22 protein-coding genes and 1 pseudogene are annotated in these 23188 nt (G+C 43.2%); 7 read left to right on the top strand and 16 right to left on the bottom strand.

The genetic code is table 11. From position 1 onward, the window contains the following. Positions 1-370 precede the first annotated feature (370 nt). The 3 genes from ETP43_RS05390 to ETP43_RS05380 form a co-directional block, all read right to left on the bottom strand. The gene (locus ETP43_RS05390; protein ID WP_129257301.1) at positions 371-1996 is read right to left on the bottom strand and encodes a hypothetical protein; all 1626 of its coding nucleotides are present in this window, start codon (positions 1994-1996) and stop codon (positions 371-373) included. A gap of 85 nt (positions 1997-2081) precedes the next feature. After that, complete coding sequence (locus ETP43_RS05385; protein WP_129257300.1) at positions 2082-3083, bottom strand: aldo/keto reductase; 1002 nt, start codon at positions 3081-3083, stop codon at positions 2082-2084. A 147-nt stretch (positions 3084-3230) separates the two neighbouring features. Further along, the gene (locus ETP43_RS05380) at positions 3231-3998 is read right to left on the bottom strand and encodes a nucleoside phosphorylase (RefSeq protein ID WP_022399653.1); all 768 of its coding nucleotides are present in this window, start codon (positions 3996-3998) and stop codon (positions 3231-3233) included. A gap of 223 nt (positions 3999-4221) precedes the next feature. On the opposite strand from ETP43_RS05380, the gene ETP43_RS05375 reads away from it, so the two are divergent. Further along, the gene (locus ETP43_RS05375) at positions 4222-4731 is read left to right on the top strand and encodes a Uma2 family endonuclease (RefSeq protein ID WP_129257299.1); all 510 of its coding nucleotides are present in this window, start codon (positions 4222-4224) and stop codon (positions 4729-4731) included. Positions 4732-4802: 71 nt separating this feature from the next. Here the strand turns inward: ETP43_RS05375 and rhaD are convergent, their stop codons facing one another. The 7 genes from rhaD to ETP43_RS05340 all read right to left on the bottom strand — a co-directional run bounded on the left by rhaD (position 4803) and on the right by ETP43_RS05340 (position 12405). Then, entirely contained in the window at positions 4803-5624 is an 822-nt protein-coding gene (gene rhaD / locus ETP43_RS05370) for a rhamnulose-1-phosphate aldolase (RefSeq protein WP_129257298.1), read from the bottom strand. A 248-nt stretch (positions 5625-5872) separates the two neighbouring features. Then, positions 5873-7309 carry an L-arabinose isomerase family protein gene (locus tag ETP43_RS05365; RefSeq protein ID WP_117524909.1) on the bottom strand — a complete coding sequence of 479 codons (1437 nt, stop codon included), beginning with the start codon at positions 7307-7309 and terminating at the stop codon, positions 5873-5875. Positions 7310-7364: 55 nt separating this feature from the next. Continuing rightward, positions 7365-8771 (bottom strand): rhamnulokinase, encoded by a 1407-nt coding sequence (rhaB, locus tag ETP43_RS05360; protein WP_129257297.1) that lies wholly within the window; start codon positions 8769-8771, stop codon positions 7365-7367. A 132-nt stretch (positions 8772-8903) separates the two neighbouring features. After that, positions 8904-9878, bottom strand: coding sequence for an AraC family transcriptional regulator (locus tag ETP43_RS05355; RefSeq protein WP_129257296.1), 975 nt, complete (start codon positions 9876-9878; stop codon positions 8904-8906). A 28-nt stretch (positions 9879-9906) separates the two neighbouring features. Then, the gene (locus ETP43_RS05350; RefSeq protein WP_129257295.1) at positions 9907-11241 is read right to left on the bottom strand and encodes a sedoheptulokinase; all 1335 of its coding nucleotides are present in this window, start codon (positions 11239-11241) and stop codon (positions 9907-9909) included. A gap of 19 nt (positions 11242-11260) precedes the next feature. Next, a complete protein-coding gene (locus ETP43_RS05345) occupies positions 11261-11722 on the bottom strand; it encodes an NUDIX hydrolase (protein WP_129257294.1) in 462 nt (153 codons plus the stop codon). Between the two features lie 44 nt (positions 11723-11766). Next, complete coding sequence (locus ETP43_RS05340) at positions 11767-12405, bottom strand: hypothetical protein (protein ID WP_022399666.1); 639 nt, start codon at positions 12403-12405, stop codon at positions 11767-11769. A 190-nt stretch (positions 12406-12595) separates the two neighbouring features. On the opposite strand from ETP43_RS05340, the gene ETP43_RS05335 reads away from it, so the two are divergent. Both ETP43_RS05335 and ETP43_RS05330 read left to right on the top strand, forming a co-directional pair. Beyond that, the gene (locus tag ETP43_RS05335; protein WP_022173092.1) at positions 12596-13993 is read left to right on the top strand and encodes an MATE family efflux transporter; all 1398 of its coding nucleotides are present in this window, start codon (positions 12596-12598) and stop codon (positions 13991-13993) included. Positions 13994-14156: 163 nt separating this feature from the next. After that, positions 14157-14537 (top strand): annotated as a pseudogene (locus tag ETP43_RS05330) (transposase); the annotation flags it as partial. A gap of 95 nt (positions 14538-14632) precedes the next feature. On the opposite strand, the gene ETP43_RS05325 reads toward ETP43_RS05330, so the two are convergent. From ETP43_RS05325 to ETP43_RS17890, 3 genes are all read right to left on the bottom strand, one after another. Continuing rightward, a complete protein-coding gene (locus ETP43_RS05325) occupies positions 14633-15496 on the bottom strand; it encodes a sugar phosphate isomerase/epimerase family protein (protein WP_164979602.1) in 864 nt (287 codons plus the stop codon). Positions 15497-15630: 134 nt separating this feature from the next. Next, positions 15631-16209: a DUF134 domain-containing protein gene (locus ETP43_RS05320; RefSeq protein ID WP_129257292.1), complete on the bottom strand. Its 579-nt coding sequence runs from the start codon at positions 16207-16209 to the stop codon at positions 15631-15633. 127 nt (positions 16210-16336) lie between these two features. Then, the gene (locus ETP43_RS17890; RefSeq protein ID WP_279222148.1) at positions 16337-16471 is read right to left on the bottom strand and encodes a hypothetical protein; all 135 of its coding nucleotides are present in this window, start codon (positions 16469-16471) and stop codon (positions 16337-16339) included. A 452-nt stretch (positions 16472-16923) separates the two neighbouring features. On the opposite strand from ETP43_RS17890, the gene ETP43_RS05315 reads away from it, so the two are divergent. The 4 genes from ETP43_RS05315 (at position 16924) to ETP43_RS05300 (ending at position 19817) form a co-directional block, all read left to right on the top strand. Next, on the top strand, positions 16924-17475 hold the full coding sequence (locus ETP43_RS05315; protein WP_118710145.1) for a helix-turn-helix domain-containing protein: 552 nt from the start codon (positions 16924-16926) through the stop codon (positions 17473-17475). 87 nt (positions 17476-17562) lie between these two features. Beyond that, positions 17563-18474: an AraC family transcriptional regulator gene (locus ETP43_RS05310; protein WP_118617500.1), complete on the top strand. Its 912-nt coding sequence runs from the start codon at positions 17563-17565 to the stop codon at positions 18472-18474. Between the two features lie 144 nt (positions 18475-18618). Further along, the gene (locus ETP43_RS05305) at positions 18619-19218 is read left to right on the top strand and encodes an HD domain-containing protein (protein ID WP_118617502.1); all 600 of its coding nucleotides are present in this window, start codon (positions 18619-18621) and stop codon (positions 19216-19218) included. An 11-nt stretch (positions 19219-19229) separates the two neighbouring features. Next, on the top strand, positions 19230-19817 hold the full coding sequence (locus ETP43_RS05300; protein ID WP_118617504.1) for a sugar O-acetyltransferase: 588 nt from the start codon (positions 19230-19232) through the stop codon (positions 19815-19817). Between the two features lie 233 nt (positions 19818-20050). Here ETP43_RS05300 and ETP43_RS05295 read toward each other — a convergent pair whose 3' ends face one another. From ETP43_RS05295 to ETP43_RS05285, 3 genes are all read right to left on the bottom strand, one after another. Further along, the gene (locus ETP43_RS05295) at positions 20051-20767 is read right to left on the bottom strand and encodes a sulfite exporter TauE/SafE family protein (RefSeq protein ID WP_129257291.1); all 717 of its coding nucleotides are present in this window, start codon (positions 20765-20767) and stop codon (positions 20051-20053) included. 53 nt (positions 20768-20820) lie between these two features. Next, positions 20821-22023, bottom strand: coding sequence for a class I SAM-dependent rRNA methyltransferase (locus tag ETP43_RS05290; RefSeq protein ID WP_129257290.1), 1203 nt, complete (start codon positions 22021-22023; stop codon positions 20821-20823). A 96-nt stretch (positions 22024-22119) separates the two neighbouring features. Next, entirely contained in the window at positions 22120-23157 is a 1038-nt protein-coding gene (locus tag ETP43_RS05285) for a DUF3878 family protein (protein WP_243114196.1), read from the bottom strand. Positions 23158-23188 lie beyond the last annotated feature (31 nt).

Genomic DNA, 23188 nt, shown 5'->3' with positions numbered 1-23188 from the left:
GGATATCATTCCCTTACAGTTATTCTTTTAACACGATCGACCAAATGATTCTTTGTTCAAACCAATTATTTTTTTTGATTTTTCCAAAAACCATTCGTCACATTCACCATGATTTTATTATAAAGGATTGTTAAATTAAAAACAAATAGATGCTCTTTTTGAATTCATAGATTTTTTTTATATTTTTTGACATTTTTTCTACGATCCGTCCGATTAATAGAAAAGAACCTGTAAGTGATATGTTTTTTGGCATGTTTTCTATAGAAACGATGTCAGATACTGTTCTCTCACTTACAGACTCTTTGTTTTTTCTGCTTTTTTATTTTCTGTCTTTCTTCTTTTTGTTCTTTACGTGTTTTCTCTTTTTTTCTTACTCCCCGGTAGCTTCCCGGTAAACTTCGCTTCCCACCTCACTCCAGGATGTTTTTTCCCCGGAGATCACTTCCCCGGTCGTCTTATTCACTGCATAGAATCCGAGCAGCTGGGTATCTTTTCCTGTTTCCACCCTCTCATAGACAAACAACTCGCACTCTCCATTCTTTGATGTCCGGTCATAGACCAGACGATTGTCCCAGCTGTTACCATTCTCTTCACCGCTTTCAAAAATGGCATAAAAGTTTCCTTTTGCATTACAACTTGCAGTCACCTGGGAGACATCTCCGTCATCTGCTATCTCACCATGTTCTTTCATGTATGTATAGACTGCCTGCGCCTGAGACATCAGCGGATCTTCTGTTTCGGTATCTGCTCCGTTCTCTGCGGTTCCATCTATATTTGTATCTGCCGTATTCTCTCCGGTCGTCTGATCTTCTTCGGTTCCGCTATCGTTCTGTGTTTCCCCATCGGATGCATGCTCTGTCGAATCGTCTTCCGGCGTTTCCTCCGCAATCCCGTACGCGATGATCTCATCCGGTGTCAGCGTCCGGCGCAAAAACAGTCCTACGGATTTGTTGTAGTAATAATCCGGCGGATCCAGCCAGTTTTCATGCTTCATCTCGATCACACCATTCGGCTGTACCTCTACCTCCGCATCACTTCCAAAAATCTGAGCTACCTGCATCAGGCTATTCCCCAAAAAGAGACAGATCCAGAGAATCACCAAAAAGATCTTCTGCACAGTCTTTGCATCCTTTCCTTTTTCCGTCTGTTTTCCGATCATCCGGACCAGTTTGACCAGCCAGTACAGCGTGAGCACTGTCCACCCAAAGAAAAGGATGAAAAAGGAGACATACACGACCCAGTCTCTGTAATGATACCGCCATGACAGTAACCCATTGACACTGTAATAGACCCCGGTATACAAAATCAGAATCGCAGCCGGCATCATAATCACCGGCAAGGTAGCTTTCTGCTCCTCCCAGTCACTCACAGCAAGCACCAGTTTGTCCGGATTGCTCTCCGGTAAAAACAGGCTTTCGATTTCCTCCTGTGATAACTGCTGCGGTTTTTGTGGGATTGCATAACAACTGGTCAGCGCTTCCTGCCAGCTCTCCTGTGCATCCAGATATAGCGCTGCTGCCTGATAAAAATAAAAACTGCGAAGCTGCGCTACATTCAATTTTTCCCTTTTCACCAGCTCCAGTGCCTGCAGTGCCATCTGCGGACGGTGCAGTTCGATCTGCTGCCTTGCCATCTGAAGCAGGGTAATGGAGCGAAGTTTTTCCTTCTTTTTATATAAGGTACGGTACATGGCATAATTGTAATCATGCCGCTCCTGCACTTCCCGTTTTCTCATCCGTACGACATCGATCCGATTGCGTGCAACCAGTAACAGTGCCAGAAACACTGCCACAGAACAAAACAGCAGAACGATGGCTTTTAACATATCATTCGTATAATCGTCTCTTTTCAGTGTCAGATACAGCAGACTATAGGTAAGAATCGCTGCCAGAGCGATCAGGATACAATAGATCCGTTGTCTCCGAAGCCGCCACAACCCCAGCCGGTATCCACGGGTTGGCGGTGTGGACGGGTTGGAAAGGTCATAATAATTCATTGCGTATTCACCTCACACTATGATAATAGCTTTTATTTTTTTCTCATCTCGTTTATCTTAGCTTTTCTGTATCAGATACGCAAGACTATACGAATCGTTTACCACAGAATTCAGGTGTTTCCAGGTCAAGATACGCGATTTCTTCATCAGAAAGTTGCAACAGCAGTGCTTCCCGGTTCGCCTTCATCCTGTCTGCTTTTGACATACTCGCGATAGCGAAAATATTCAACGGATGGGAAAATATCCAGTTCATGGCAATCTGTGCTACCGTCACCCCATGTTTTTCCGCAAGGATCTCACAGCGGCGGAGGCGTTCAAAGTTATCCGGACACGCATAGCCTTTCATTGCAAAAGAATCCAGATAGTCACTGGCATGATCCGCATACTCACTTTTCATCCTGCCGGAGAAAAATCCTCTGCCCAAAGATGCATACGCGATCACCGGCATCTGATTTTTTTCATACCATGCTCTGGCCTCTTGATTTTCCGGTCCGGAGATGTTGACGCATCCACCTCCCCACGGATCTTCGATCTGTCGGGCCAGACAGAAATTCGGGCTGGAAACAGAAAACGGGATCAGGTTGTGTTTGTAGGCATATTCATTGGCCTCCTCGATCCTTGTATGTGTCCAGTTCGACGCACCAAACGCACCGATGTTTCCTTCTTCATGCATGGCATTAAACGTCTCCACAGCTACCGCCACATCGGTATCCGGATCATCCCTGTGAAGCATGTAAATATCAATATAATCGGTTTTCAACTCTTCCAGTGACTTCTTCAGGTCTTTTCGCATCTCTTTTTCGTTCACCCGTTTGTTCCACATGGCATCCGGATGGCCGCATTTGCTGAGAATGACTACCTCCTCCCGTCTGCCACTCTTTTCCAACCAGTTGCCAAAGGAATGCTCCGCTTCCATATATACCCTTGCCGTATCAAAAGCATTGATTCCATTGGTCAGAGCCGCCTCAAAAAAATCCGTTCCATCTGCCCCGTCCTGGATCGGTGAAAATGCAGTTCCTGCAAAAATTCGGGATACCTTTTTGTCCACATAAGGAATCGAAGCATATAAATTCTCCTTGTTTTTCATGTCTGTTCTTCCTTTCCCCCAATATAAAGTAACAGGTCAGAACTTTTTCTGCCCGTTTTTAATATCCCCAGTTTACCATCTGCGGCACTCAGATTCTATAGACAAAACCCTGTTTTTTACAAAAGTCATATCTTCCTCTGATTTTCTTTATACCGCCAGTACAGAATCCATACATAATGTAAGTGCATATTCATATGCATTGCCGCCCCAGTTTCTCTCATCGTATCTGTCAACCTCGGCAAGACTGTCCGCTGTATATAATATCATTCCCCAGGTCGCATCCCTGAACGCTGCACAGGCGGCAAGTGCTGAACATTCCATTTCTACTACTGAGCATCCCTCTGCCTTCCTGTATGCAACCTTTTCTTTTGTTTCACGAAAAAATCCATCGGTTGACCAGGTGATCACTTCCTGATATTTCATCCCGTGTTCCAGTATCGTCTTTTCGATCGCTTTTCTTGCCCTTTTATTAATTTCCATAAATCTCGAAGGCGCAGCATAATGGTATGAGGTTCCTTCATCACGCAAAGCTTTCTCCGGTATCAGAAAAGTTCCTTCTGCAAATTTCTCCAACGCTCCGCAACTGCCCGCGGAAATAATTTCACGCACTCCATATCCAATCAACCAGTCCAGAATCTGTGTCGCAGCCGCCGCACCCACCGGTGCCTGGCAAAGCACAATTTTTTCACCTTTATATGTTGTTATATAAACAGGATATTCTTTGGTCATACTAATAAAATACGATACAATCTGCGCTCCGGTCTTCTCCGCATATTCATCAATGTATTCGCCAAGAAAGGCAAATACACATTTTTTCGGAAGAACCAGATTCAGGTTCTCATGCACGGGGCTGATCACTGCCGTTTGTTCTGTATCAAATTCCAATATTGGTATTTCATTTTTTATAATGCTCATATGATTTCTCCTTTTCCCGATTATTTCCGAAACAGCTTTGTGCTAAGATAACATCACTAAAATCTGAAAAGCATCTGCCGGAACTGTAATTTTGGTTATTTTAACAAAGTTTTATCTGTTTTGCAAGACATCTTTATCTGCTCATCATCTACTTTCCTGTTCTTGACGAATATCCTGCAAAACCTTATAATTATCTCAATAAAGTAAGGAGGTGCAGCGCTGTATGAATGATGCCTTACCAATCGAAGATTTAAGCAAAACTTATCTTGAACACTCTATGGTTATCAATAATTTTGTTATCAAAATCGGCAGCCAGATTAAAGACAGCCTGTGTCGTGTTTTTGGCGACGGTGTACAATATGAATGGCGTGAGAATGATGATAAGATAATCATTCCTGATGTCTCCATCATCTGCAACCTGCGAGATCGTAAAAATATTTCTTTTACCGGTATTCCCCGTTTCGTAATGGAAGTTTTATCCAATTCCACGGAAGACTATGACCGACATGAGAAAATGGATATTTACTGTAAGGTGGGGGTCTCTGAATACTGGATCGTTGACTGGAGAAAAAAATCTGTGGAAATTTATCTTTTTGATTTTAGAGAAGATGGTACTGGGTATCCATATCTTTACAAAACCGTCACCGCTCAGAATAAAGACGAGCTGCAACTGGTGATGTTTCCGAATCTTAAGATAACTTTTGATGAATTATTTGATCTTGGAGAATATTAATATATAGAAAAGCAGCAGGAACTGCATGTTGCCTTGTTCCTGCTGCTTTTCACTTTCAGCTTTTTAAATTTTTATTTATCATACAGAAACTCTTCTGAAAGGGTAACGTTAAAATCTTTAGCCAGATGTCTAAAATTATCAGGTGTGATTGTCTGCAGTTTATCAGTTCTCATTGACAGCATTTTTACCAGAATCTCTGCTGACTTTTCTGCTGTATGCATGAGGCCGAATGTGAGATCAAAATCCTCTCCGGCAGCAAACATTCCATGATGTGCCCAGATGGCAAGGTCATATTTCTTCATAAGCTCACTTGTTGCAACAGCAATCTCTCTTCCACCCGGAACCATCCACGGAACTACGCCGATTCCATCAGGAAATACTACAGGACACTCAGTTGCCATTTCCCAAAGTTCTCTTGTAAAGACCTTATCCTCAAGCGGAAGGACAAATGTGAGCGCAATAATATTGGTTGTATGCGCATGATATACGACTCTGTAATTTGGATTCTGAAGCTTCTTTACTTCGAGATTCATAAGGTGGCTGGGCAGCTCGCTTGTCGGTCTTCCGCCATTCACAAGTCCCCATACGATACGATAATTTTCTCCCTTTTCATCAAGCTCTATCATGCAGATGGAATCCTCCGGCTTGATGATCACGTTTCTGAAATATTTTCCGCTTCCGGTCACAAGAAAATACTCTCCGGAAAGATTAGGCACTGTTGTCCCGATTGGCTGCCACTCCTTTGGCTCAAAATTTTCTCTTACTGACTCTACCTCATCTGCCTTTACACGATATGAGAGGTTTCCGCCGTTTCTTTCGTGCCAGCCCTGCTCCCATCCGTCATTTGCCATACGTATAAATCCTTTTACAAATTCTGCATCTAAAAATTTCATGCTATTTTCCTCACTTTTCTACTATATTTATATTATTTGTACCTGATTATCTGCAAAGCTAAAACCATACCGCACTGTACATTTTGCAGATATGACTATGCTTTTTATCTGCATACGTAACTATTCAGTACCTTCACAGTTACGTGCCAAAATGTCATCACCTTCGGTGATGGCATTTTGGCTTGTATGTCTCGGGATTTTGGCATATTCATGTCAAAACACCTCGCGGCACAGTGGCTACTGAATAGTTACCTGCATACAATATCAACCGGCACATCCAGTATCTTTGCCACCTTGCGTATGGTATCGATATGTCTGCCGACTGCTGCTGCCATGTGATGTGTAGGTCCTGCTTCGCTCCAACGGTTACAGAATTCTCTTGCTCCGATTGAAAAACGCGTTCTCATATTTGTGTCTCCGAATGTGAATATCGGGCCATCCTCGTTTACACCCTCTGCCACAACAAACTTAAATTTTCCGTTCATATCCTGGGTGATTCCAAGATAAGTTACAGCTCCGACAGGTGGATAGAACTGTGTCAGATATCCACCGCCTGTTTTTCCGTGAAATACATCTACAATCTTCATGGTCGGCTTTTTCGCCTGTGAAATATCAGCATCTCCCGAGCCTGAATGTCCGATGATACAGATATCCTCATTAAAGTCGATGGAGTACATCTCTGAAAGCTGGCCGGTACCGGCAATTGTTTTTAAGATGCTCATAGCCATAGCGACCTTCATATCTCCCTCAACTGCACAGGCTGTTCCCTGCTTTATAAGCATGGAAAACGCCGGTATCAGCATACTGTCAAGCTTTCCTGCGATTCCCCGGGCAAAACCGTCATAATGAGAGGCTATCATTCCAAGCTCTTCTTCCTTTACCCATTCTTCAAAGGCCACAACATATTTTGCCATGTCCCATACCGTCTCAACGGTAGCTGCTTTTCCGTCTTTGTCCGGTGCTATATCAAATGTCGCAAGTATATCCTCGGCCTTTGCCCTGATTGCGTTCTCGTCTGTGATATGGTCAGCGATCGCCCACATTTTCTCCCAGTCAAACTGCTTTGTGTAAAGCCCCATGCGGTTATACAGATTTGTCTCATCAATATACAGATCCATCATTCCCGGATATGGTCTTCCGATCTGCGCGATATTGGTATAGCGGAATCTTCTTCTGACCTGTGCTGCCTTGCACCACTGTGCTATCTCCGCCGCCACATAGTCATCTCCGCCTTCCACTACACCTGTGATTACTGCATGTCTCTTTCCTGCTCTTTCAAGGTCTGCAACCATCTCTCCGACTGCTCCACATGCATACAGCTCACCAAGCCATTTTGGTGTGTCCGTATTCGCATAATCCGGGGCCTTGAGCTTTTGAACGTTCACCAGAACAACCGGCACATTTAAATCTCTGATTGCCGGAAGCATATTGTAGCTTGTGGCATATGTGAGAAGCTGTAAAATCACCAGGTCCACATCCGCTGCCCTGAATCTGTCTCCCGCTTTCATGGAAAGTTCTTTTGTGGTAACCATTCCTCCATCTACCAGCTCAACAGTATCCGGAATCGTCTTTTTAAACGCCTCATACTGTGCCTCAAACTCCGGAACGAGTGTTGGAAACTGTGGCAGGTATGCACCCAGCGCTATCGAAAAAACACCAACCTTTGCTTTTGTCTCTACTAACATTTGTTTCTCCCTTCTTTTTGATAGCATTTTTGTATTTATCGTAACTATTGTTTTATTAATCCGGACAATATTCTTTTATCTCAAAAGAATCGAAAATACATTGTCTTGCAGCTTTTAAATCATAAAGTTCCTCAGCTGCAATCATCTGTGAAGCTATATTTCCTATCGCAGTGGCTTCACCCGGTCCCGCGTAAACAGTCATTCCTGTTTCCTTTGCGGTAAGCTCATTCAGGTAAGCTGCATTTGCGCCTCCCCCGACTACATGTATATGAGAGTACTTCTTTCCTGTCAGCTCTTCGATCTCCTGAGCAGTCCCTGCATAGCACTTTGCCAGACTGTTATAGATAACGGCTGCCACCTCTGCCACCGACTGTGGAATCTGCTGTCCGCTCTCACTGCAGGCTTTTTTTACTTCCTCTGTCATATTGTCCGGGGCTAAGAATCTGTCAGCGTTTGCATCCACCACGGACTTTATATTCTCTTTTGCCGCCATCTCACATATTTGGGCAAAGCTCGTATCTTGTGCGATTTCTTTCTTTACCGACTGTATCATCCACAATCCCATAATATTTTTCAGGTACCGGAATCTGTAATCATAACCGCCTTCGTTTGTCAGATTGCACTTCCTGCTGCCGGCTGAACAGTCTGCTTCTTTAAGCTCTGTTCCCATAAGTGACCATGTTCCTGAGCTGATATACAAAGCATCATCCGCCTGCGTTGGAATCGCCATAACGGCGGACGCAGTATCATGAGTCGGAGGAAGAATGACCTTGCAGTTGAATCCCACCTTTTCCTGAATGACATTTGATAAGTCTCCCAGCTCATATCCCGGACTTTTTATTTCTAAAAACAGATCCTGCGGATATCCAAGCTTCTCTATGAGCTGATAATCCCAGTCCTTTGTTTTTGCTTTTATCAACTGGGTAGTTGTTGCATTGGTATATTCCTGAGCCTTCCTTCCGGTTAAAAGGAAATGGAAGTAATCCGGTATCATAAGCATTGTCTTTGCATTTGTAAACAGTTTCCAATTTTGTTTTTTTACAGCCATCAGCTGATAAATTGTATTAAAGCTCTGCTTCTGAATACCGGTTCTTGTGTAAAGCTCTGTCTCCGATACAAACTGATACACGGCTTTGTCGATGTCCTTTGTTCTGTCATCCCTGTAGGCAACCGCATCTCCAAGCATTTTGTCGTTTTCATCCAGCAGGACAAAATCCACAGCCCATGTGTCAATTCCCATACTGTAAGGAATTTTCCCCATTTCCAGACACTTTTTCATGCCTGTAAGTATTTCCTCAAAAAGCCTGTCCACATCCCACACCTTATGACCTGCTTTTTCTGTCATGCCGTTTGGAAAGCGATAGATTTCCTCAAGCACCATCTTTCCATTTTCCATGTGTGAAAGCATATGCCTGCCACTTGAAGCACCAATATCAACAGCAAGATAATATCTTGTATCCATATGTGAGTTCCTTTCTTTTTTGTTCGCAACGGTTCTGAACAGTTACCCTTTTTCTATACTCAATATAACAAAAATAAGGACATTTTTTTAGAACCTCATTAGTTCAAAAAACTGTCCTTATTTTCCACGTTATCATTTTTTGTCTTTTCTGTTTTCTTTTCGGTATTTGTGCGGTGTCATTCCGTAACGTTTCTTAAATTGCCTGAAAAAATAGCTTTGATTTTCATACCCGACATCAAGAGCTATTTCTTCAATCGAAAGCTTTGTATCGCACAGCAGATGAACCGCCATCTGAAATCTTTTTCTTTGCAAAAGCTCCTGAAAATTGTATCCGATCTTTTGCTTTATCAGTTTACTTAAGGCGGTCATGGACTGATGCGTATCCTCTGCGATTCTCGTCAGACTGGCATTTTTACAATCGCTGTTTATATATCCGAGCACCGCCTGGACTACTGTCTCTTTATAATCCATAGAAGAGTTGTGGCTCAGATTTTCCAGATGATTCAGAAGATGCAAAAATACAATTCCCATGGAATATTGGTTTATGATATCTTCGTTCGCATATCCGTGCAGCATGGATTCCACCATGTTTTCCATAAGGTTTTCCACCTGCTCATTTTCCTGCAGGCGAAACAGAAGGTAATGCGAAACCGGATCCTTTTGTCTGAATACGCTTGTCACAAACCGGGCAAGAACATTCTCCTCACCAAGCATAGATAAAGGTACCTCAAAAAATTCAGGCAGTGCGATAAAATTGATACCTATATCCTGATAATCCGCTCTTTTTATCGAATGCACAACCTGCTGGTTCAGCATCAGAACATCACCCTTATGAAGCACCAATTCCTTTCCCTCTATGCAATGCGTGATACTGCCCTGCGCCACATACATAATCTCTACATAATTGTGCCTGTGTTCCGGGAAATCAACAAAACGGCTATGCGGACGCACAGTAATAAGCTGACCCCTTTTAAGCAGCAGTTCCCTGTCTATTTCCTCTATCTTTTCCTTTGCATACAATTGTTTTTCAATATCACCCTGACCATCCAGATATTTCTGTTCTTCTTCAGATACCTCCATCAGTTCATCTAACAGCTTCTGTTTCATGTAACATCCTCTTCATACGCTTCAATTATTAATCCTGCTGCATACTGCTCAATGCCGCCCCTGTTGCCGCTTCTTCTTCACATTCTGCCAATGCCAGTTTCACGCCAAACATTTCTTCTACAATTTCACAGAGAACCGGATTCTTTCGCAATCCGTTTCCGGATCCGATCATGCGTTTTATCTGTATTCCGGTTCCGTTCTGAATCGTCTGATACATCTGATAGAGTTCCCTGCTCATTCCCTCGAGAGTCCCGTAAACAAACGCTGCCGGTGTGAAATTGTCCGTACTGAGATTGGTAATACTTCCGGTTTGCTCCGGATGTACTCTGGTTCCGTCAAATGTTGTTTCTATCTGAAGTTTTTGCCTGTTTTCCCTTCCGGTGCAGGATGCTTTCCCGTCTCCTGCCAGTTTCTCCAGGGTTTTGTACAGAGGTTTCTCCTGTCCGGTTGCCTCTTTCACAAATTCTCTGAAGAATTTTTCCAGCAGTGCATACGCTTTTCCTCCGCACAGAGAAGCTCCTGCAAGCAGGTAAGTACCATGTAAGAAAGGTCTTGCTTCGATTCCCTCCGCTGTAAAATACTGATCTGAGAGTACTGAGATCTGTCCGCCGGTTCCCATATTTACCAGCAATGTATTATTCTCATTTCCCGCTGCTCCGAGAAAACTTGCCTGATTATCGCCGATCGCGGTGGTCACGATTCTCTCTCTGTAACTTCCCAGTGCTTCGATTCCGGTGCAGACTTGCGGAAGCCACTGTTCTTCCACGCCCATTTTGGCAAGTTTTCCTGTCATAAAAACATTTTTCGGTACGTCAAAAAAGCCAAAACTTGCAGCATTGCCTGCATGTACCAGTGCTTTTTTTCTCCCGGTCAGCCGCATCCCGAAGTAATCCATAATTGTACAGAAGCTTACTGCCGTATCTGGGATCAGATGGTATCTGAGATTATAAATATGTGTAACCATTCCATAACCGGAGGGAGCCTGCACGCTGCATGTCTGCCGGATCTCTTCTGTCAGCGAACCATTATCTTTCCCACTGAGGCTTCCTCTCGCATCCTGCCAGGTATACAGTGGACTGACGCATTTTCCTTCTTTGTCGATATAGACGATCCCATGCATCTGCCCGGTAAGTCCGATTTTTTCCACTTCCGGATATTCGTCCAGAAAATCATCCAGCATCTGTCTGCTCTTCTTTACAATCTTTTCTGCATCCTGGATCCTTTCCCAGTCCTTTGTCGTTGTAAGAAAGCTCCCGTTTTCAATTGTTTTTGCTTTAAGAATCCGAGGTTTTTGTGTTCCGTTTTTTTCCAGAACCACACCGCTTATGGTTGTTGTTCCGATATCTATTCCTACTGTTTGCATAAATCTTCCTCTCTATCTTTTAGTACAAATGAGTTTTCTTCTCCACAAGCTTATCTCCCTCATATCTTAATTTCAGCGAGAAAAATCTTTCTTCCCCGGAAAGAAGCATATCCAGAAACACTCTGTCGCCTTCCCAGGTCGGAAGTTTTGGCACAACTGTTTTATCTACCCAGCAAAGTTCTCCCTCATCGCATTCGATTAGTTCTCCTGTGTATCCATCCGCTGTGAACACACACATCAGTTCCGCTTCGCAGGTATCGCTGATAAATGTCACCACACCACGGAACCGATACGAGGTAAGTGTAAGCCCGGTCTCTTCCTTCACCTCACGCACCAGACATTCCTCCGGGCTTTCCTGATATTCCACATGACCGCCGACACCGATCCATTTTCCCTCGTTGATATCATTCTTCTTTTTTACTCTGTGAAGCATCAGGTATTTGCCTTCGTTTTCTATGTAACATAACGTTGTCGTTGTCATTTTCTCATTCTCCCGTATTTTTCCATTCCATATTTTAAAGTATACTAATCTTTCTTTGCAAGTTCTTCCAGCACCCACGCGAAGGCCCGGGCGGTCCTCATATCCGGTTCTTTAAAATGGCCTCCGTGATTCCATTCCAGTGTACACGGTATTCCTTCTTCTTTCAGCCAGGTAAACGTCTCTCTGATGCAGTTTCCCACCTGCGCCATCACCGGATTCCTTGTTTTTTCTTCTTTATCGCCAAGACTCAGGTAAATACAGTCACTTCCTACCCGCCGGCTCTTCATATCTTCCAGGAATCCCGGAAACCAGACCGAGGGAGATGTTGCTGCGACACCTTTGAAGCGATCTGTCTGCATGGCTGCCCACAGGGCAAATAATCCTGCCATCGAATATCCACCGATACAGTATTTGCGGTCGTTGTCCGTACACAATTGCAATACTTCTTCCAGTGTATTTTCCGCACCGTCTCCAAAATCTTCCGTTCCAAATACAGCCGGGGCATTCCATGGTGAAAGATCGTGATTCCAGTTTTCCACTTTTACTGCCACAAACGCAAACTCCTGATCCGTCAGTCTGTGGATCTCCCGGATCTCGTTTTCTATTCCCGGCAGATCATGATCTCCCACCATCTGAAGCAAAGTGATCGGTGAATGACTGTTCCCATAATTATATGTAATCATTGCTCTTCCCACACCTCATTTTCCTGTCTTTCGTATTGTTTTCATTATACAGTTTTCGTTTCCGGTTCTCAATGCAAAATATTATGAACTTTTTCTTTTTTCTTGAATCTTACAACAAATAGTGGTATCATACATCGTTGGCGCTTTTTTGCGCTGCGAAGCCAAACATATCATACAGATTGGAGGACCTATGACAAAAGAAAATACTTCTGCCCCTGCAGCAGAAAATAAAATGGGAACTATGCCCATCGGTAAACTTTTATTTAATATGTCGTTACCGATGATGATTTCCATGCTCGTGCAGGCACTTTACAACATCGTTGACAGTATCTTCGTGGCGAAGCTTTCCGAGAATGCCCTTACTGCTGTTTCTCTTGCCTTTCCTTTACAGACATTACTGATTGCTGTTGCAACCGGTACCGGTGTCGGTATGAATGCTCTGCTCTCCAGATCACTGGGGGAACATAAGTTTAAAGAAGCCAATAAGATCGGTGTCAATGCAGCTTTTCTGTATTTTTTAAGTTATCTTGTATTTTTGATTCTGGGATTTACCGTTGTAAAACCATTTTATGCCAGCCAGATCAAAGGTGCGGATGCTGAGATCATGGAGATGGGCATCGAATATCTTCGTACCGTTATGATTTTCTCTTTCGGTTTACTTGCACAGATTTACTTTGAACGCCTTCTAACCTCCACCGGAAAAACACTTTTCAGCATGACTTCCCAGTTATGCGGAGCTCTTACCAATATCATTCTGGATCCGATCATGATCTTCGGTCTGCTGGGATGTCCGGCCATGGGCGTTACCGGTGCCGCTGTAGCAACCGTCATCGGCCAGTGTGTCGCTGCTGTTGTTGCGTTTACCTGCAATCACAAGTTTAACACAGAGATTAAGATCCGTTTTCAGGGATTCCGTCCGGATATCAAAATCATCGGAACGATCTACGCGATCGGCGTTCCTTCGATCATCATGCAGTCTATCGGCTCTGTGATGACGTACTCTATGAACCGGATCCTGATTGCTTTCTCATCCACAGCAACCGCTGTGTTCGGTGTATATTTCAAGCTTCAGAGTTTCTTCTTCATGCCGGTGTTCGGTCTGAACAATGGTATCACGCCGATCATCGCCTTCAACTACGGGGCTCAGAACAGAAAACGTATGATCAAAACGATCAAACTCAGCCTGATCACTGCTTTCTGTCTGACCTTTGTCGGATTCTTATCTTTTGAGCTGATTCCACAGGTTCTTCTTGGAATGTTCAATGCTTCCGAAGATATGCTCGCCATCGGTATACCTGCACTGCGTATCATCGGAGTTCATTATCTGATCGCCTGGTTCTGTATCATCTGCGGAACAGTATTTCAGGCTCTCGGAAAAGCAGTATACAGCATGATCGTATCGATCCTTCGTCAGCTCGTGGTCCTGATCCCGGTAGCCTACCTTCTTTCCCGGATCGGAGGACTGCATGTGGTATGGTGGTGCTTCCCGATTGCAGAGGTTGCATCTCTTGTTGTTTCACTGACTTTCCTGTTCAGTGTCAACCGACAGATTATTTCTAAAATACCGGATGGCAGTGACATTCTGTAAAATACATGCATTTACTATACTTGTAAAAAATATCCCCTTTCACAAAAATTTTTCTTTCGTGAAAGGGGATATTTTTATCCTATCCGGATACTATATCGAAGAATTTGTGCAAATGCTCAAGGCTTGTTTTGAAATAGCATAAATTCATTGGTGTCAGGCACCTTTACACCGGAAACCTTCTGCAAAGAACGTAATGGATGCTTTAGATAAGGCAATTGAGATCACTGCGGATTGTCCGTACAGAAGAACTTTTCATTCTGATCAAGGGTGGGCTTACCAAATGAAAGCATATTCTCATAGACTAAAAGAAGAACGTATATTTCAAAGTATGTCAAGAAAGGGAAACTGCCTGGATAACTCTGTAATGGAAAACTTCTTTGGACTGCTCAAGCAAGAAATTTACTATGGTGTTGTTTACTATAGCTACGAGGAATTAAAATCTAAGATAGAACGTTTTATAAAATACTACAATGAAAAACGAATAAAAGAGAAGTTAAGATGGATGAGCCCTGTTCAATACAGGCTTCATATCCTAGCTACATAAAGAAAAACGAGACGACCGAAATCGTCTCGCAAAAATCTAACTTTTTGGGGTCACCTCATTTTCCAGAGAAGGAAGCGCGTTTTATTAAGTTTAAATCAGCCGATAACGCTTTCGAGATACTCGCGGCTTGCTTTGATGCTTGCGAAAGGCGAAAGAGGAGTGTTGTACTCTTCTTCGGTCTGACGGGCGCAGCAGTCAAGTTCAACAATAATGTAAGGAGCATAGTCAAGCTCAGTTACAGTTTTAACGATTTCGGGGATATCCATGATACCGGTGCCAACGGTGCAGATATCGGTCGGATTTGTACGGCCGAAAATCTTTTCGCAGTAGTTCTCTCTGGTCAGATCGGTAACACCCTCAATCAGGTTGATCGGATCAGCAGATTTACCCATATCTTTCTGATGGATCAGTTTTGCACGGGAACCGAGCTTTTTAATCAGTTCAACAGCCTTCTGTCCGCCGCGGGTTGCCCAGAAAGTATCGACTTCGAAGAAAACCAGTTCGGGATCGGTCAGTTCAACCAGCCATTCATAAGCGGTTTTGCCTTCAACCTGATAAAATTCCTGACAGTGGTTGTGATAATAGAAAGCCATGCCGTGTGCTTTTGCCAGAGCAGCCATTTCATTGCAGGCTGCGGCAACTGTTTTGATCTCTTCCATTGTGGTCATGATACCCATCGGCAGGATAATAGCTTCCGAATGCATCTTGACGTTGTCTTCTACAATCTTAACCATATCTTCATGGGTAGAGGTAAAAGGATCAAAATGTACGTGGCTTGCAATAGCAGTCAGACCAAGCTCTTTTACTTTATTTCCGATTTCTTCGGGGCTGTTGCCGGGAACATCTACATACTCAACATACTTATAGCCTGCTTTTGCAACATTCTCCAGAGTTTTGAGGTAGTCATTTGCCAACTCGGTCATAACCGAGAAAAGCTGTACGCCAACTTTCAGTTTCATAATAAATCGTCCTTTCTTTTGGTATAAAACCATGTTGTTTTTTATTGTACCAAGTCGCTAGCGCGACGTCTAGCCCTAAGTACATCAAACCACTACTTTTTTTTAGAGAAAAACCAAAGAAAGTACTTTATTTCCTATTGATTTTCACCATTTCCGGAACATCCGTGTTTCTCTTCACCACAGTGATGCTCGCCACAGGAGTGACCATGTTCGTGTGTGGTACAGTGTACTTCCGGATTATAGTCAAGGTTTCCTTTCAAATAAGCCTCTATCGCTTTATCTGCATTTCCTTTTACGCCTCCATATAACCGGATTCCTGCCTCTTTCAGTGCTGTCTGTGCTCCAACCTTTCTTTGAATGATTATTTTTCTGACGGATTCTTCGGATCTTTTACAGAGTCTGTTACAGCAAAATACATTCTTTCCATCACATAACTGATAGTCGCCCTCTGAAATATGTAACTTTTTTCCATTTACCACACTGTCTGCCAGTTTATAACGTGCGGATTCATAGATCTCAGTCACTGTTGTCCTTGAGATTCCCATTCGCTCTGCACACTGTTCATGTGTATATTTTTCCAGGTCAACCAGTCGAATCACTTCGTATTCATCTACGGTCATAGTAATCTCTTCTCTCACAGAGATTCCTTCCGGTTTAAAACTGTCATATGCAGGTTCTGTACAGATTTTTCTGCATCTTCTTGGTCGCGCCATAATTTCTCCTTTTTTATTTCCGTCATATGTCGATAATTATCATAATCCTGTTTCCGTATAGAATCAACTAACTAAGAAATTTATTAGTTACTTTGTTTATTTTCTTTACAGGTTTTGTTCAAACAGTTTATACTCTGTTGTTTTTCTCATGATGCACATACCTCCTTTCCTCCGTATTCTTCTGCATCACCTCCCAGACAGCGGTTATGCCCGTTGTCAGTACATCTACTTTTTGTTTGGATTTCTTACGATGATTTTCCATTCTGTTCGGCGTGTTGGCTTCCATTTGTATATGGCGGTGTCAACGTTACAATTGACCTCTATCAGAAATCTTTCTGAATACTGGCAGCTTCTTCGGGGGCACACCAGCCGTTGCCGGAGTATCTTCGGTTTCCACATACTACTCTCTGATACAGCGGTGGAATCCTGTGTTACCTTTAAGCCCCGAAAGGCACCCATACAGCTCATTCAATTTTCAAGGTTTAATAATCAAAAGTTTTGTAAGTATACATTTTTGTACCTATTTCGATTTAATGCCATTATATCCCCGTTACTGCTAATGTCAATAGCACTTCATGCGTTTTAGGTTCTTTTTTGAACTCTTTTTTATTGAATTTCTGCCAATTCGTGTTACAATATGGACAAATAGTTATTCACTTCTTGATTTTACTATCTTCACTGGATGTTTATCAGGACTAATGCAGAGGTGACTTTATGAATTTTAATCTGAAACTAAAAAAAATCCGGACATTCCGGAAAATGACGCAAAAAGAACTGTCAGAGAAGATCGGACTGACCGATCAGCATAGGATTGTACAATATGAAAAAGGCGTTCGTGTTCCCAAAAAAGATTTGGTCGATAAAATGGCACAGGCTCTTGATGTTAATCCTTATACCCTCTATGATACCGCTGGACGTGACGCTTCCGAAATGATGGAACTGCTTTTCTGGCTGGATGAATTTAATCCATCTGCCCTGCATCTGTTTCTTCCTCGGAAATTTCCCGGTGAAAAATGCAATGAAGTAGCAGACACGTCCGTTTACTATCACGACAATGATAGCTGGCCTGCCCATTCTCCTGTCTGTATGTGGTTTGATTATGGGGTTCTGAATGATTTTCTGAAAGAATGGGTGGTTCGAATGAATGAGCTGAAATCCGGTGTAATTACCAGAGATGAGTATTTTGAATGGAAAATTAACTGGCCGCAGACCTGTGATGATTGTGGAAAGTTTGAACCTAAGAAACAATGGCGAAAAAACTTTTAAAACTACAAACCGGAAATTTAAAATGGATTTCCGTATATTTTAACCCATAAAGTAGATACAAAATCCCAGATGTACAGGTGAACAGACATGAAAAATATCCATAGCATTGAATTTTATACTGGAAGCAAGGAAGAATTGCTTCCAGGTTTTGAAAAAGATTTTCCCTATATCGCTTCGAGGGCAGAACTTGACAAATATATAGGGTGTTATGTACCGTGGCACTGGCACAGGACAGTGGAACTTTTTTATATGGAAAGCGGCAGCATTGAATATGATACGCCAGGAGGAAAAATATTGTTTCCGGCCGGAAGCGGCGGCATGATAAATCCCAATGTACTCCATATGACAAAAGCAATATCGCAGAAAGAAAAGAATATACAACTACTTCATATTTTCGACGTTTCCTTACTTGCCGGAGAACAGGGAAGCAGGATTGAACAAAAATATATTTCACCTGTCATAACAGCCTCGCAGCTTGAGATAATCCCGCTTTTTCCGGGCAATGCAGAAGAAGAAAGGATTTTGAAACTGCTTGCTGCCTCATTTCGTTTATCCAGTGATGAATTTGGATATGAAATAAAACTACGGGAAGCCCTAACGGAAATATGGCTCATGCTTTTTGAACTTTCTCGTTCTATGCGTGAAAAGAAAGGGGAACATAACAAAAGCAACGATAAAATAAAGCTGATGATGATATACATTCATGAACACTACAGAGAAAAAATATCTATTCCGGAACTTGCTGCGGCAGCATATTTAAGCGAAAGGGAATGTTATAGAGTGTTCCATGACTGTCTGCACATGACACCTGTTGAGTATATAACAACTTACCGTTTACAAGTTGCCTGTCAGATGTTGGCAAAGGGGCAGGAAGCTGTTACTGTTATCAGTCATGAGTGTGGTTTAGGGAGCAGCAGTTATTTTGGAAAGGTTTTTCGGGAATATGCATATTGTTCACCTACAGAATATAGAAAAAAATGGCAGAATAGTGATAGGTAATGGCGGAAAAGAAATATTTTTCCTATGTCTTTTGCATTATAATGATACCTGTAAAGTAAATCAGCAATTTACAGGAGTAAATATTTCATTATAAAGGGACCGGGCGTTTTATTTTCCAGCCCGCCCTTTTGAAAGGAGTTAAAAATGGAGTTGAACATTCAGACCGCAGAATTGGCATTAAGGGAAGCGTCAGACTCCAATCCGGGAGCATGGGCAGATCATTCCCGGTTTGTAGCCGAAGCCTGTAAGAACATTGCATCACATTGTAAAGATTTATCTTCTGAACAGGCATATATTTTCGGGTTGTTGCATGATATTGGACGCTATGCCGGAGTGAGTTCGGAAAGGCATCTGATAGACGGCTATCGGTACTGTATAGAGCGCGGATGGGAAAAAGCCGCACAGATATGTATATCCCACGCATTTATGATTCAGGATATTGACACATCTATCGGTGTATTTGATGTCAGTGATGAGGATTACCTGTTTATGAAAGAATTTATTGCAAATGCGGTATATGATGATTATGACCGTCTTGTACAGTTATGTGACGCATTGGCTATGCCGACGGGGTTCTGTCTTTTAGAAAAGAGATTTGTAGACGTGACAATACGGTACGGTGTTCACACGGCGACAATAGACAGGTGGAAAAAGATTTTAGAGATTAAAGAACAGTTTGAAAATCAGATCGGCTGTTCAATCTATTCTCTGCTTCCAGGTATTGTGGAAAACAGTTTTCGTTAAGGGGGGATATTATGTATTACGAATCCAGTGATTTTTTGGAAACTGCGGACAGCGATACATTAAAGCAGATTGCCCGCACAAGGGAATTAACACGGGAATATTATTTTTCTGATTATGGAGATGTAGAAAAACGCACTTCCATTCTTCGGGAACTGTTGGGTGGAATAGGGGAAAATGTGGTAATCGACACGCCTTTTCACTGTGATTATGGGAAAAATATATTTTTGGGAAATGATGTGATAATCAATATGAATTGTACCTTTGTGGATAACAAAACGATCCGAATTGGTGACAGGGTATTGATCGCGTCAAATGTGCAGATGTATACATCTTCGCACCCTGTATTGCCACAGGAAAGGCTTGTGCCGAATTGGCAGGAACGCAAGACAACATTTTTCAGAACCTATGCACGTCCGATAGAGATAAAAAACAATGTCTGGATTGGCGGCGGCTGTATTCTTCTTCCCGGAGTCACTATAGGAGAAAACAGCGTGATAGGGGCTGGAAGCGTAGTTACCCGCCCTATCCCTCCTAATTGTGTTGCAGTAGGGAATCCATGCAGGGTAATACGTTATTTTGATGCGGATAGGGAAAGGTAGCAGCATGAAGTATGTCCTATTATAGCACGCAGCAAAAGAAAATACCTCATGAATCTCTCTTATCCGCTAATTCTCTCCGATAGTATCTGTAAAATAAACTCCCCGTCGTACAAACAGCCACAAAATCCGCAATCGGCTCAGCCAAAAATACACCGATGGTTGGATTCGCAACAATATCACATTGCTGTTTAATCCTATTTTTTTACTTCTTTTCCTGCATTGTTCCTGCATTTTTAAAGATTTTTCAAAATCAGCGAAATACCGGACAGTACCAGCAATACCGATGTAATCTTCTTAACATTTTTTCCATCCATATGATTGCTGCATTTGATTCCCAAAAACAGCCCCAAAAGTGCAAACGGAATCAGTTTCAAGACGGACAGAACCGTATCAAACGTAAGTAATCCAAGTGCACTGTATAAAATAATGCGAAATGTGTTGTCCACAATAAAGACCGCGCTGATATTTGCCTTAAATGAGCTGTCCTCGTCCGTCACGCGATTGACGTAAGCGGCCAGCAAAGCGCCCACACCAAAGAGCCCGCACAAAACCCCGGCTACCACACCGATGATCGCCAGCACCAGCCGGGAGGAAGGTACACGTTTTTTGCTGTACTCTCTGGAAAGCATCTCCGCACCCAGTGCGACTACTACCACTCCAAATACCAGCTTGATCGCTCTGGCATCCACATTTTTCAGCAGAAATGCTCCGGGAATACTGCCTGCCAGTACCAGGACTGCCAACGGGATATACACTTTCGGATCCAGATTTTTTCGGTTTTCCCAGGTAAGAATCACATTGGCCGGATAACCCAACAGCAGATCAATTGGAGAAATATTGGCATTTACCGATCCAAAACTGAGAATTGCTGTAAATACCAGCGTGTTGGCAAAGCCACACAAACCTTTGATAAAATAAGCGACGACTACCGCAAGCATCCATAAATACATCCTATTATCTCTTTCAGGCTTTTTTGAAATATTTTTTTATTTTTCGGAAAAAATTACTTTTCGTCAACGACCTGGAAAATAAAAAATTTTAAATAATACGACTCATCTGCCGCCCACAGGATCGGATGATCCGGGGACTGCGTGCGGAATTCTACCTGGCGGAGGCGTTTGTGGGCACTTCTTGCTGCTTCCCGGACGGTTTTTGCAAGGAGTTCCTGCGTCATGAAATGGGAACAGGAACAGGTGGCAAGGTAGCCGCCGTCTTTGACCAGTTTCAGTCCCTTGATATTAATCTCGCGATAGCCTTTGATGGCATTTTTAGTTGCCTGACGGGATTTGGTAAATGCAGGAGGATCCAGGATCACGACATCGTATTTCTCTCCCGCTTCCGCCAGGCGCGGAAGTTCATCAAAGACATTCGCACAACGGAAGATGACCCGGTCTTCCAGTCCGTTTCTTTTCGCATTTTCCGTTGCCTGGGAGACTGCATAATCAGAGATATCCAGTCCGGTTACCTCTGTGGCTCCGGCGATTCCGGCGTTCAGGGCGAACGTTCCCATATGGGTAAAGCAGTCCAGCACCCGTTTTCCCTTGCAGATGCGCTGCATCGCCAGACGGTTGTATTTCTGATCCAGGAAAAATCCGGTTTTCTGACCATTCTCCACATCTACCAGATAATGTACTCCGTTTTCCACGATCTCCACTTCCGTCTTATACGGCTCGCCGATCCATCCTTTCACTTTCGGAAGCCCCTCTTTTTTCCGCTCATTGGCATCGCTTCTCTCGAAGACACCGCGGATGATCACGCCATCTTCCGCCAGTACTTCTTTTAACAGTTTCACGATGGTTTCCTTGAACGCTTCCATGCCGAGTGCCAGACACTCCACCACCAGCACATCTTCATATTTATCTACGGTCAGTCCCGGAAGGAAATCCGCCTCGCCGAAGATCAGACGGCAGGAAGAAGTATCCACGGTGGTCTTCCGGTATTCCCATGCATTTTTTACACGCATTCTTAAAAATGCTTCGTTGATCTCCTGATGAACGTCTCTGGTCATCATACGAACCCGGATCTTGGAATTCTGATTGATAAATCCGCGTCCCATCGGGTAGCCGTCAAAATCGTGCACCAGCACGATGGAACCGTTGGTAAATCCTCCGGTAATACTCTCGATCTCATTATCAAATACCCAGGCACCGCCCGCTTTCAGGGTACGCCCTTCGCCTTTTTTCAGTGTAACTACTGCGTAACTCATATTGTCTTTTCCTCTCTTTGTCTCTGTATTCTCTGTCTGCTGACTCTCACTGTTATTCCTGAAAATTTTACTATGCATTGCTTTTTGTGCTCGGTTTTACAGGATTTCTTCAATCTTCGCCTTCTGGTTCCGGAAGCCTTTTTTCCAGATCATTACATAATATTTTCCTTCAATCGAATCTCTCGATGCTACAAACGGTTCCTCCCGAAAAATATCTGTCCGGTATCCTTTTGCTTCCCACTCTTTCGCATAGTCCTGTGCTCGTTTTCTCTGCTCCCGGAACTGTTTTTCTTCTTTTCCGGAGAATTTTCGTTCCGGATAGGCTTTTGCCGCCTGCCGTACCTGCTGCAACAGGACTTGCGCCACTTTTTTGTGTTTGCTTCTGTGAAGCTGCATGGCGATATATCTTGTCAGTATTTTCACCGGAAACATCGCATACAGACGCACCAGCCGTAACAGCTGTTTATCGCCGACTTCTTTCAGAAGTTCTTCCATCACAGCCAGCGCCTGTCCGGTCGGACGCCACGCATCGTCCCGTTCTACAAGATATTCTTTGCTGATTGCCGGATAACAGGTGTAATTCAACGGTGGAAAATCCGCCAGCGCCGCAAGCTTCTGTTCGCGCCTGTTGCAATATCTGTCACCCAGATACTCCCGTTTATCCCGGAGAATGGCAAAGGTGTACTCCAGCTGACGCAGGTATTCATACCCTTTTACCCAAAAATGACCGATTTCGCCATAATTGTACAAAGAAACTTCTTCTTTTAATCCTGTAAACAGTAACGTACAGACAGATTCTCCCTGATGGACTGTCAGAACATATTTTTTCTTTCTGCCTTCCGTTGTCTCCCGAAATGTTTCTGTTCCCTCATATTCCCGCAGTTCTGCCTCGATCTCACCGTCATACTCTCGCTGATATTCCCCGGTCATACGACCGTTTTCCAGAACAAGAAAACTCTCCACAGCATCATTCATCAGATACACCAGACGGTATCGATTTCCTTTATTTTTCTCTTCCTCATCTTCCAGAAGTTCAAATTCTCCCTGATCCAGCAACAGTTTTAATTTTTCAAAAGGATCTGATAACAACATACTGTCCTCTTTTTTCACAATCTTATCTCCTTGCAGATTCATTCATTTTTACTCATTCCCGCTCATTATAGCA

Origin of the sequence: Blautia faecicola, assembly GCF_004123145.1 — a bacterium.
Taxonomy (GTDB): domain Bacteria; phylum Bacillota; class Clostridia; order Lachnospirales; family Lachnospiraceae; genus Oliverpabstia; species Oliverpabstia faecicola.
Note: the sequence above shows the minus strand (reverse complement) of the source record. Positions and strands in the feature narration are given on the sequence as shown.